The following is a 9,440-nucleotide window of genomic DNA, read 5'->3' as shown; positions in this document are numbered from 1 at the left end:
GGGACCGGCGCCCCAGGGCCGAAAACCGGCGCCAGTCGAGCTGCCCCACGGCCAGCGCCAGCAGGATCAGGCCCATGGATACTCCGTCATCGATCCCCACAGGCTGCCCCAGGATCAGCACCGACCCGGCCATGCCGAACACCGGGATCAGCAACGACAAGGGCGCCACCCGAGAGACCGGATACTCGCGCAGCAACAGGTTCCAGCCCCAGTAACAGAAGTGCGTTGCCACATAGACCTGGAACATCAGCGACAGCAGCGCGCTGGCGGACACCTGCCCGGCCAGTTGCAGGAACGGCGTACTCCCGTGGCTTATCCAGGTCAGGGCCAGCAGGGGCAACGGCGCAAACAGGCTGGCCCAGACCACGAAGGCAAACACCTCGCGAACCCCGCAGCGCTTGATGATGACGTTGCCCACGCTCCAGCTAAAAGCGCTCACCAGCAGCAAGGCGTAACCCAGGCTGGTGGCGTGCCCGGGGCTGTCGCCGATGATTCGCAGCAGCCCCCACAGGGCAATGGCCATGGCCAGAACCTGTTGCCAGCGCAGGCGCTCGCCGAACAGCAGCACGCCCCAGCCGAGGGAGAAAAAGGCGCTGAACTGGATCAACAGCGACGCCGTGCCCGGCGCCACGCCCTGATCGATCCCCAGGTTGATCAGGGCCCACATGGCCACGCCGAATATCAGCCCGTAGGCCGCCAGCCAGCCAAACCCTACAGGCGGGCGCGGCACCAAGAATACCCAGGGCAAGGCCGCCAGGGTGAAGCGCAGGGCGGTGAGCAGCAATGGATCGATGCTCGCCAGCCCAAGCGTGGTGATGGGAAAGTTCAGGCCCCACAAGGCGGTCACCAGCAGGGCCAGGAACAGGTGTTTTTTCTGCATGTCGCGCGGTCCAGGAAAGGCGGCCGCGAGCAAATCCCCGGCCGGGGCCGAACTATCGCCGCAGCACGCCATGGCCCGCTTGCAGTATCAGGTCAACTATCAGTAGATTCGGGCCATGCAGCCTATCGATATCGACCCTTACGAAAATACCCCTCGGGATGGGGTGGTCAGCGCCATCGACTACCCCGACGGCCTGTACTTCGCCGAGCACCAGCACCGGCGCGGGCAGTTCGCCTATGCCGCCACCGGAGTGATCAGCGTGTTTACCGAGCAGGGCAACTGGGTGGTGCCGCCGCAACGGGCGATCTGGGTGCCGCCCGGGGTGACCCACGCCATGCACATGCGCGGCCCGGTGACCCTGCTCAACACCTATGTGCGCCCCCGGGCGGCAAAGCGCCTGGGCTTGCCTGCGCAATGCGAGGTACGGGAAGTGTCCGAGTTGCTGCGCCAACTGCTGTTGCGGGCCATGCACCTCCCCGCGCTCTACGCCAGGGACGGCGTGCAGGGGCAGTTGATGAACCTGTTGCTGCATGAAATCGCCAGCATGCCGGCCTTGACCCTCAACGCCCCGCTGCCGGACGAACCGCGGCTGGCCAGGGTGTGTCGCGAGCTGCTGGAACAGCCGTCGCTGGAGCTGGGAATCGATGACATAGCCGAGCGCGCCGGCATGAGCCGTCGCACCTTCACCCGGCTGTTTCGCCAGCACACCGGCATCAGTTTCGTCGAATGGCGCCAGCAGGCCTGCCTGTTGGCGGCCGTGGTGCGCCTGGGCCATGGCGAGGCCGTGACCCGGGTCGCCAGCGACCTGGGCTACAGCAGCCCGAGTGCCTTCAGCAGTGTGTTTCGCAAGGTCCTGGGCGAGGCGCCCAGCCGTTACTTTGCCCGGGCCCGGGCCTGAAGGACCCGAGCCTGAGCGAGGCCGTGCTAGAGGAACACGGCGGACAACATCCCCAGCGCGCCGAGGCAGAAACCGATCAAGGCACCGCGTCCGGGCGCCTGCTGGAACAGCGCCCAGATCACCAGCGGCTCCAGGAGCAGCAGCGACGTCACCGAGACCACGGTGATGATCCAGATGTCGCCCACCGCCACGTAACCCAGCCAGTAGGCCGCCAGCAGGCAGATACCGCCCAGGCACATGATCAGCACCGGCAACGCCAGTTCGGCACCGGAGGTGTTGCCGGAATGGGCCAGCCGCGCCACCACCACTTCACTGTAGATGGCGCAAAACTCGCCCAGCACCATCAGCCCTACAGCAGAAACTCCGAGTAATTCTTTGGACATGTGACAAACCCCTTCGTATTGAGAGCCCGATTTTTCAGCTCCCAGGCATTGATCGCTCCGCTGATGGAGCCGGCATCACGATGCGCAGGGGTACGGGGCAACTCGGTCATAGTCAGGAACTTGAACATGTCCATCTCCTTCTGGGTGGGTGACGCAAACCCGGCCCGTGAACGGTCGACGGGCCGCTGCCTGTATAAGGGATTTGCTCCCCCGGCGTCATCTGCCACGCGCATTCACCGCGAAAAAACCACGCAAACTCCACAATCAAAAGGCCTGCCTGCCGATAGCCTGGGTCCGGTCATCCTCAGCCAAAAGCCCGTGCCCATCATGTCCCAAGCGCCCCAATCCGTTCGCCCCCTGAACCGCGGTCACTGGATCGCCACCTACTTCATCGGCGTCGCCGGGCTGTCCCTGGCCCTGATGCTGGTGTTCAACCTGATACTGCTGACTTCCAGCCGGAACCCGTGGGAGGCGCTGCTCGACTCCCTGTCGTTCAGCGTGGCGGTGCTGATGGTGAGCCTAGTGCTGATTACCCTGATCGCCGCCTTGCCGTGCATCCTGTTCTTCTGGCTAGCCCAGCGCTTTACCTGGCGCCGCCTGTGGATCTACCTGGTGAGCGGAGCCCTGGCGGCGCAGTTCGCCATTCCCGTGATGACCCAGCTGCTCCCTGAACTCTTCAACCTCCCGCACGGCGTCAACGCTGCGCTGCACTATTTACAGCTGGCATCGATGTTCGGCGGCTGTGGGGTGTTCATGGGGGGGCTGTTCTGGTGGCGCAGCGGGCGTCACTTGCGCTGAACCGAGCCTTTATTCACCACCGGCCCGACGCCAAGCCACCCGCCCCTTGAGCAGGGCCAAAGCAGCCACCCCTATAGCGATCTTTTCCATGTCCACAACAACTCCACCCCAACGCAGCGTGCAGCCGGAAGACTGGTTCGCCGCTTACTTCATCGGCGTCACGGCCCTGGCCACGGTGCTGGCCTTGCTGCTGATGCTGACGATGCTGGCCAGCGCCGGCTCGTTGAACGGCGACATCATTCTGCAAACGCTGTTCGTGGGCCTGCTGACCCTGGTCGTCAGTGGCGTGCTGACCGGCATTCTCACGGCGTTGCCTTGCGCGCTGTTCTTCTGGCTGGCCCAGCGCTTTGCCTGGCGCAACGTGCTGATCTACCTGTTCAGCGGCGCGGTGGCCGCCATGCCGACCATCCCCGTGGTCGCGAGCCTGGCCCCTTCCAGCTTCTATTCCGACCCGGCCGAAGAGGAACCGCTACCCGAGGGCTTGCCGCGCTACCTGCCACTGGCGCCGCTGTTCGGTTGTGCGGGGGCCTTCCTCGGCGGCGTCTTCTGGTGGCGCAGCGGGCGCCACCTGCGCTGACCGCGACAGCCTCTACAACGAGGCGCCGGGCTCGGCCTCGCGGGCCACCACCACCTTGCCCAGCAGGCCGCCCTGCTCCACCCGGGCATGGGCCCGGCGCAGGCTGTCGGCGCTGAAGGGGTGAATGACTTCATTCAAGGTGCTGCGTATCACGCCCTGGTCCAGCAGTTGCCCCAGCCGGTTGAGGATGTGGTGCTGCTCGATCATGTCCGGGGTCTGAAACAGCGCCCGGGTGAAAACCATCTCCCAGTGCAGGGACACGCTCTTGGCCTTGAGCGGCAGCGCATCGAAGAAGTCGTGATCGTCGATCAGCGCGAAATGGCCGTGGGGCGCGATGATTTCGCTCAGCTCGGCATAGTGCCGGGCGGTGTGGGTCAGGGCGGCGATATGGCTCGGCGGCGGCAGGTCGAGGGCGGCCACTTGCGGCACCAGCGAGCGGGAATGATCCAGCACCTGATGGGCCCCCAGGTCCAGGCACCACTGGCGGCTGTCCGGCCGCGAGGCGGTGGCGATCACCGTCATCCCGGTCAGCTGGCGCGCCAGCTGGATCAGCACCGAGCCCACGCCACCGGCGCCGCCGACAATCAGCAGCGTGCCCTGCCCGGACAGGTCGCCGGGCACCCGGCCCAGGCGCTCGAAGAGCAATTGCCAGGCGGTCAGCGCGGTCAACGGCATGGCCGCCGCCTGGGCAAAGGACAGGCGCTTGGGCTTGTGCCCCACCAGGCGTTCATCGACCCGGTGCAGCTCGGCATTGGCCCCCTCGCGGGTGAAGGTGCCGGCGTAGTACACCGCGTCCCCGGGAGCGAACAGGGTCACCGCGCTGCCCACCGCGCGGACCACGCCACTGGCGTCCCAGCCCAGGGTGCGCACGTCGTCCGGCACCGCGACCTTGCCGGCGCGGACCTTGGTGTCCAGCGGGTTGACCGACACCGCCTCGACCGCCACCAGCAGGTCATGGGGTTCGAGTGACGGCTCGTCCCGATCCAGGTCGTAGAGGGCTTGGGGGGCGGACAGCGACGAGCCTTTGAGGTAGGCGATGGCCTTCATTGCAGAGCTTCCTTGGCGTTGGAAAGCGCACACTTAAATCCCTCATGCCCTCCTCGCACAAGTAGGGTACTTTTGCGTACCTGCTACGCAAAAGGACCGTCAGGCGATGAAAAACAAACACTACCAGGACATTCCAGGCTGCCCGGTGGAGGTCACCCTGGACCTGATCGACGGCCGCTGGAAAGGCGTGATCCTGCATCAGTTGCTGGCCAATGAGTTCCTCCGTTTCAACGAGCTGCAACGCCGCCTGCCGGGGATTTCCCAACGCCTTTTGACCAAGCAGTTGCGCGACCTGGAAGGCGCCGGGCTGGTCTCGCGCACGGTGTACGCCGAAGTGCCGCCACGGGTCGAATACCGCCTGACCGCCGAAGGCCGATCGCTGCAACCGGTGATCGAGGCGCTGTCCGCCTGGGGTCACGGGCGCATCCAGCGCCGCCAGCAGGAAGCCGCCCTCCACTAGCCGTCATTGTTCCCCTTACAGCAGGTCTCGCCATGCCAGCCCAAGCGGATGCTTATCCAAGGTTCAAGATCTACCAGGGCACGACCCTGCTCGGCGGGTCCGCGCTGGAATCGAACGACCCGCCGATGGGCGTGGCCTGGGGCCAATTCATCGCCGCCCCGGCCTACGCCGCGCTTCAGGAGCAGGTGCGGGCACTGACGGGGACCGCGGACCAAAGCTCGCTGCAACTGCAGGTGTATCACCTCGACCAGCCCGTGCCGGCCATGGGCGTGAGCCTCCAAGACTACTCCGCCGAGTGCGGTGCAGAGGCCATCGAGATCAGCGTGTTGGGCATTGGCTACCCCCTCTACGAGCAGCTGTTCCCGCACGCCGTGGCGGCCTACCTGAAAGCCCCGGGGTGATTCGGCCGCGCTCGGAAAAACCGACGATTTCCCCCAACTTGTTCACAATTTGTTAAGACTTGCCTCCGTATACTTGAGCGCTTGCCCGCAGCCTTCCGGCTGCGCCTCTTGATCTGCCGGCGCACAACTCATGTCCCGACCCGCTCCGCTGCTGTTCCTGCTGGCCTGCCTGCTGTTCTTCTTCGCCCTGGGTAATCACCAGTTGCAAGGCTCCACCGAAGCCCGGGTGGCCGGGATTGCCATGGAAATGCACCTGGACGATGACTGGGTCACGCCGCGCCTGTTCGGCACGCCATTCCTGGAAAAACCGCCGCTGAGCCTGTGGCTCGACGCCGGCGCCATCCGTGCCTTCGGCGGCACGCCCCTGGCGGTGCGCCTGGCCTCGGCCTTTGCCGGGCTGTTCAGCGTGATGCTGCTGTACGCCATGCTCCGCCGTTTTGGCCGCCCGGCCACCCTGGCGGCAGTGGCCGGGCTGATGCTGGCGACCATGGCCAGTTACTGGAGCAACGTGCGCGGCGTGGGTGAAGATGCCCTGCTCAGCCTCGGGGTGACCCTGGCCCTGCTGGCGTTCTTTCAGGCCCAGCGCCGTCAGGCCGAACAGCAACCGGCGTTGCTGGCCTGGCTGGCCTTCGCCGGCGGCATCGCCATCGCCACCCTGAGCAAGGGCGTGCTCGGTCTGGCCATGCCGGGTGTGGTGATCTTCGCCTACCTGCTGGCCGACAGCCTGATCGAAAAACGCTTCAGCTTCGGCCAGTGGCTGCGCCCCGGCTTGCTGACCCTGCTGGGGCTGGTGCCGCTGATGATCTGGCTGTGCATGCTCTATCAGCGCGGCGGCCTGCAAGCCCTGGGCGAAGTGCTGTGGACCAACAGCGTCGGACGCTTCGACGGCTCCTTTGTCGAAGCCGGGCACTACGAACCTTTCTATTACTACCTGGCCAAGCTGCCCCAGGCCTTCCTGCCGTGGAACATCCTGGTCTACCTGGGCCTGTGGCACTTTCGCAAAACCCTGGTGCAAAACCGCTACCTGCTGTTTTTCTGCATCTGGCTGCTGGCGCAGTTCACCCTGCTGTGCCTGGCCTCCAGCAAACGCACGGTGTACCTGATGTCCCTGACTCCGGCAGCGGCGGTGCTGGCGGCAGAATATGGCGCGGTGCTGTACCAGCGTCTCGCGCAGCGGGCCCAGGGGGCTGGGTTCTGGAGCGTGGTGGGGCGTCGGCGCCAGGGCCTGGCGATCGCCCTCATGAGCCTGATCATCGGCGGTTATCTGGTGAACGCCCAATGGGCCGCGCCCCGGGCCGACCGTGAGCTGTCCTTCGTCCCGGTCACCGACCAGATCATGGCGCTGCAGGCCAGCGGGCATCAGCTGGCCTTGTATCAGGCCAACGAACGCATTGCCGGCGCCAGCGTGTTCTACACCCAGAGCCTGCTCAAGGACCTGCAGACCGAAGCGCAGTTGCAGGCCTTTCTCGCCGAGTCGCCGCAGCATGTCGCCGTCATCGGCGGCGACCAGACGCCCAAACCGCCATTGCAGATCCTCAAGACCCTCATGGTCAGCCGCCAGGCCTACCACTTCGTCAGCCTCGCGCCGGGCCACTGACCCACCAACGAAAACGGCACCTGAATCAGGTGCCGTTTGTCTATCCAGGCGAGGCTTACTGAGGGTTCTTCAGCTTGACCACATCACCGGAGACCTTGGTGGTGTAGCCGCTCAGGACCCAAGCCCAGAACCAGTTTTCCTGGACCTGGGTGTTGATCAGAGCGTCGCCGCCCTTGGCCTTGATCGCCGCAGTCTGCGCGCGGACGAAACGGCTGTTCTGCTGGATCGGGATGACCCCGAACAACATGATGCCGGTGGCGGTCGCTTCGCTGTGACCGATCACGGTGTACTGGCTGCTGTCCAACTGCTGGGTTTTCATCGGGGTGCCGGTGCAGCCCGCAAGAACCAGACCGAGGCAGGCAGAGGCAACGACTTTGCTGATGTGCTTCACGACGTAACTCCATGGAAAAGCGTCCGGGATTCATTTCCCGGGCGCGGCACTTTACTCGTGGGAAATTGAAATGCCCATCCCCGTCGCCTCGCCATCCCTTGAGCTCCACCCCTTGAACGCTACCCCTTGAACCCTTTCCCGCTGATACCCGCTCACCGCCCTTGAAACCATGACTCCTGCCCATTGACGGGCATTTCCTCAAAGGAGTCAGTCATGACCATCACTGTTACCACCACGACCCTGGACCAGGCCGTCGCCCAGAAGCGCTTCGACGATGCCTGCCGCTATCTGCGCCAATCCGACCTGGCCAATTTCCTGCTCGACGAACTGATCGCCGTCAAGGAAGAGCTGATCGTGGAAGTCACCAACTCGTCGGCAGCGGACAAGACCGACCGCTGGATTCCTCCCGCCACCACCTCCACCACTTCCGCCGGGCGCGTGGTGTGGAACCTCAAGTCCCAGGTGTACGCCATCGAGAAAAAATACAAACAGCCGGGCCTGAGCAATTTCCAGAAATTCCTCGCGCTGTTCAGCAGCGACCGAGTCGAGCGCCTGTCCCCGGCCCTGGTGCTGATGCATGAACTGGGGCACGCCTGCCAGTTCCTCACCAACAAGGCCGAGTTCCGCAAGCAACTGGCGGACAAAAACATCCTTGAAGTGGAAAACATCAACGTCAATGCCATCGAGAACACCGTGGCCAAGGAACTGACCGCGAAAAACAACAAGGAAGGCCTGCGCTGGGATTACCTCGACGCCCGCTAAGCCTTGCTCCCCGGCGACAGCCTGTCGCCGGGGAGACTTCCCCGTATTCGTGTCGGGCCGTTGCGGCCTGGAAAAGGAGTTAATCCCATGTTGATTCTGCGTTCACTGATCATCGGCCTGAGCCTGCTGGCCAGCGCCGCCCACGCCCTGGAAACCACCCATGTGCCGCCCACTACCCTCAAGGCCTACGCCGCCACCCTGAGCACCGTCGCCGGCAACAGCCAGTGGCAGCAACTGTGGAAACGCTCCAGGGACCAGGGCGTGTTGAATCCCCAGGGCGAGCAGCCGCGCTTTACCGTCTCCCAGGACAAACTGCCGGACATGGCACGCAGCACCCTGACCAATGCCAGCAGCGTGTCCGCGCAAAACACCACCCAGGCGCTGTACCGCTACGAGTTTTCCAACCCCATCGGCCAGGCCAAGGGCATTTCCCTCAAGGCCATGTGCCTGTTGGTGGACTGGCGTTCGCTGCCCAACAATACGCAGCCCGATGACACCAGCCACATGGGCAATGCGAGCCTGCTGCACACCTACCCCTGCCCTTGAAACCGGCGAGCCGCCCAGGCCTTGAGCCTGGGCGGCAAGCGCTTACACGGTTAGCTGCGAGCCCAGCAGATCGGCCTCCTTGCGCCGGCGGGTGCCGTAGCTGTCACCAAAGTTGCGCAGGTTGGCCTGGGCACTCTTCCAGTCGCGGGCCACCACCTGGGCCCAGAACTTCGGCGTGCGGCTGGCCAGGTTGCCGTACTGAAAGGCCACCGAAGCGATCACAGTCTGCATCGGCGCCGGCAGCTGGGCGAAATCCACCCCGCTGGCCTGGGTGTAGGCCGCAGCCAGGCGATCGACAAAGGGCGCCTTGTACGCCTCGTCGATCAGCTCGGCCTCGGCGCTGCTGATGCTCAGCGGCTGGTCAGTGAGAAACTGCTTGGCCTTCAGCCCCGTCAGCCCCAGGTACGGCGTCAACCGCCGCAGCAGATCCGCCGGCAGGTTGAGCGCCTGCAGATCCTGGACCCCGCGCTGCCCCAGGTCGAACCCGGTGCCCACCGTGACCCCACTCTTGCTGTTGGCCGCGTCCGGCACGTAACCGCGAGTCATGGCGCCGCCTTCGAGGGCGGCGATAAAACTGAAATCAATCGCATAACGAGACATGGATATTTCCTCATCCAGTTGAAGAAAATCCAGTGCACCACCCGCGACCGATACAACATCAGGATGTAATAGTTCCCCTTAATAGGGGGGAAATTTCCCA

Annotated in this window: 14 protein-coding genes; 8 read left to right on the top strand and 6 right to left on the bottom strand. The window is 64.6% G+C overall.

Annotation, left to right across the window (positions count from 1 at the left end; translation table 11 throughout):
• The coding region (locus LXM55_RS30635; RefSeq protein ID WP_233323848.1) for an EamA family transporter at positions 1-880 on the bottom strand (880 nt) is incomplete at its 3' end.
• Between the two features lie 115 nt (positions 881-995).
• Here LXM55_RS30635 and LXM55_RS30630 point away from each other — a divergent pair.
• Positions 996-1,778 carry an AraC family transcriptional regulator gene (locus tag LXM55_RS30630; protein ID WP_233323847.1) on the top strand — a complete coding sequence of 261 codons (783 nt, stop codon included), beginning with the start codon at positions 996-998 and terminating at the stop codon, positions 1,776-1,778.
• Positions 1,779-1,804: 26 nt separating this feature from the next.
• Here the strand turns inward: LXM55_RS30630 and LXM55_RS30625 are convergent, their stop codons facing one another.
• Positions 1,805-2,122: a hypothetical protein gene (locus LXM55_RS30625; protein ID WP_011059155.1), complete on the bottom strand. Its 318-nt coding sequence runs from the start codon at positions 2,120-2,122 to the stop codon at positions 1,805-1,807.
• Between the two features lie 5 nt (positions 2,123-2,127).
• Complete coding sequence (locus LXM55_RS30620) at positions 2,128-2,289, bottom strand: hypothetical protein (RefSeq protein ID WP_233323846.1); 162 nt, start codon at positions 2,287-2,289, stop codon at positions 2,128-2,130.
• Between the two features lie 199 nt (positions 2,290-2,488).
• Between LXM55_RS30620 and LXM55_RS30615 the strand changes: the two genes are divergently transcribed.
• Both LXM55_RS30615 and LXM55_RS30610 read left to right on the top strand, forming a co-directional pair.
• On the top strand, positions 2,489-2,959 hold the full coding sequence (locus LXM55_RS30615; protein ID WP_233323845.1) for a hypothetical protein: 471 nt from the start codon (positions 2,489-2,491) through the stop codon (positions 2,957-2,959).
• 88 nt (positions 2,960-3,047) lie between these two features.
• The gene (locus LXM55_RS30610) at positions 3,048-3,536 is read left to right on the top strand and encodes a hypothetical protein (RefSeq protein ID WP_233323844.1); all 489 of its coding nucleotides are present in this window, start codon (positions 3,048-3,050) and stop codon (positions 3,534-3,536) included.
• 12 nt (positions 3,537-3,548) lie between these two features.
• Here the strand turns inward: LXM55_RS30610 and LXM55_RS30605 are convergent, their stop codons facing one another.
• On the bottom strand, positions 3,549-4,583 hold the full coding sequence (locus LXM55_RS30605; protein WP_233323843.1) for a zinc-binding alcohol dehydrogenase family protein: 1,035 nt from the start codon (positions 4,581-4,583) through the stop codon (positions 3,549-3,551).
• A 106-nt stretch (positions 4,584-4,689) separates the two neighbouring features.
• Here LXM55_RS30605 and LXM55_RS30600 point away from each other — a divergent pair, with 106 nt between their 5' ends.
• The 3 genes from LXM55_RS30600 to LXM55_RS30590 all read left to right on the top strand — a co-directional run bounded on the left by LXM55_RS30600 (position 4,690) and on the right by LXM55_RS30590 (position 7,041).
• A complete protein-coding gene (locus tag LXM55_RS30600; protein WP_233323842.1) occupies positions 4,690-5,043 on the top strand; it encodes a winged helix-turn-helix transcriptional regulator in 354 nt (117 codons plus the stop codon).
• Positions 5,044-5,075: 32 nt separating this feature from the next.
• Complete coding sequence (locus LXM55_RS30595; RefSeq protein WP_233323841.1) at positions 5,076-5,444, top strand: hypothetical protein; 369 nt, start codon at positions 5,076-5,078, stop codon at positions 5,442-5,444.
• Between the two features lie 130 nt (positions 5,445-5,574).
• On the top strand, positions 5,575-7,041 hold the full coding sequence (locus LXM55_RS30590; protein WP_233323840.1) for an ArnT family glycosyltransferase: 1,467 nt from the start codon (positions 5,575-5,577) through the stop codon (positions 7,039-7,041).
• A gap of 55 nt (positions 7,042-7,096) precedes the next feature.
• On the opposite strand, the gene LXM55_RS30585 is transcribed toward LXM55_RS30590, so the two are convergent.
• Positions 7,097-7,432, bottom strand: a complete 336-nt coding sequence (locus tag LXM55_RS30585; protein WP_041115848.1) for a lipoprotein — start codon at positions 7,430-7,432, stop codon at positions 7,097-7,099.
• Positions 7,433-7,645: 213 nt separating this feature from the next.
• Between LXM55_RS30585 and LXM55_RS30580 the strand changes: the two genes are divergently transcribed.
• Together LXM55_RS30580 and LXM55_RS30575 are read left to right on the top strand one after the other, a co-directional pair.
• On the top strand, positions 7,646-8,194 hold the full coding sequence (locus LXM55_RS30580; RefSeq protein ID WP_233323839.1) for a hypothetical protein: 549 nt from the start codon (positions 7,646-7,648) through the stop codon (positions 8,192-8,194).
• Positions 8,195-8,281: 87 nt separating this feature from the next.
• Entirely contained in the window at positions 8,282-8,740 is a 459-nt protein-coding gene (locus tag LXM55_RS30575; protein ID WP_233323838.1) for a hypothetical protein, read from the top strand.
• A 42-nt stretch (positions 8,741-8,782) separates the two neighbouring features.
• Here LXM55_RS30575 and LXM55_RS30570 read toward each other — a convergent pair whose 3' ends face one another.
• Complete coding sequence (locus tag LXM55_RS30570) at positions 8,783-9,340, bottom strand: pesticin C-terminus-like muramidase (protein ID WP_233323837.1); 558 nt, start codon at positions 9,338-9,340, stop codon at positions 8,783-8,785.
• Positions 9,341-9,440 lie beyond the last annotated feature (100 nt).

It is taken from the genome of Pseudomonas sp. Au-Pse12, assembly GCF_021341665.1.
Taxonomy (GTDB): Bacteria; Pseudomonadota; Gammaproteobacteria; order Pseudomonadales; family Pseudomonadaceae; genus Aquipseudomonas.
Note: the sequence above shows the minus strand (reverse complement) of the source record. Positions and strands in the feature narration are given on the sequence as shown.

Coding starts and splice junctions, on each gene's coding strand:
- LXM55_RS30605 (WP_233323843.1), bottom strand. CDS start 4,583: ATGAAGGCCATCGCCTACCTCAAAGGCTCGTCGCTGTCCGCCCCCCAA.
- LXM55_RS30615 (WP_233323845.1), top strand. CDS start 2,489: ATGTCCCAAGCGCCCCAATCCGTTCGCCCCCTGAACCGCGGTCACTGG.
- LXM55_RS30575 (WP_233323838.1), top strand. CDS start 8,282: ATGTTGATTCTGCGTTCACTGATCATCGGCCTGAGCCTGCTGGCCAGC.
- LXM55_RS30600 (WP_233323842.1), top strand. CDS start 4,690: ATGAAAAACAAACACTACCAGGACATTCCAGGCTGCCCGGTGGAGGTC.
- LXM55_RS30570 (WP_233323837.1), bottom strand. CDS start 9,340: ATGTCTCGTTATGCGATTGATTTCAGTTTTATCGCCGCCCTCGAAGGC.
- LXM55_RS30595 (WP_233323841.1), top strand. CDS start 5,076: ATGCCAGCCCAAGCGGATGCTTATCCAAGGTTCAAGATCTACCAGGGC.
- LXM55_RS30610 (WP_233323844.1), top strand. CDS start 3,048: ATGTCCACAACAACTCCACCCCAACGCAGCGTGCAGCCGGAAGACTGG.
- LXM55_RS30630 (WP_233323847.1), top strand. CDS start 996: ATGCAGCCTATCGATATCGACCCTTACGAAAATACCCCTCGGGATGGG.
- LXM55_RS30625 (WP_011059155.1), bottom strand. CDS start 2,122: ATGGTGCTGGGCGAGTTTTGCGCCATCTACAGTGAAGTGGTGGTGGCG.
- LXM55_RS30580 (WP_233323839.1), top strand. CDS start 7,646: ATGACCATCACTGTTACCACCACGACCCTGGACCAGGCCGTCGCCCAG.
- LXM55_RS30620 (WP_233323846.1), bottom strand. CDS start 2,289: ATGTTCAAGTTCCTGACTATGACCGAGTTGCCCCGTACCCCTGCGCAT.
- LXM55_RS30590 (WP_233323840.1), top strand. CDS start 5,575: ATGTCCCGACCCGCTCCGCTGCTGTTCCTGCTGGCCTGCCTGCTGTTC.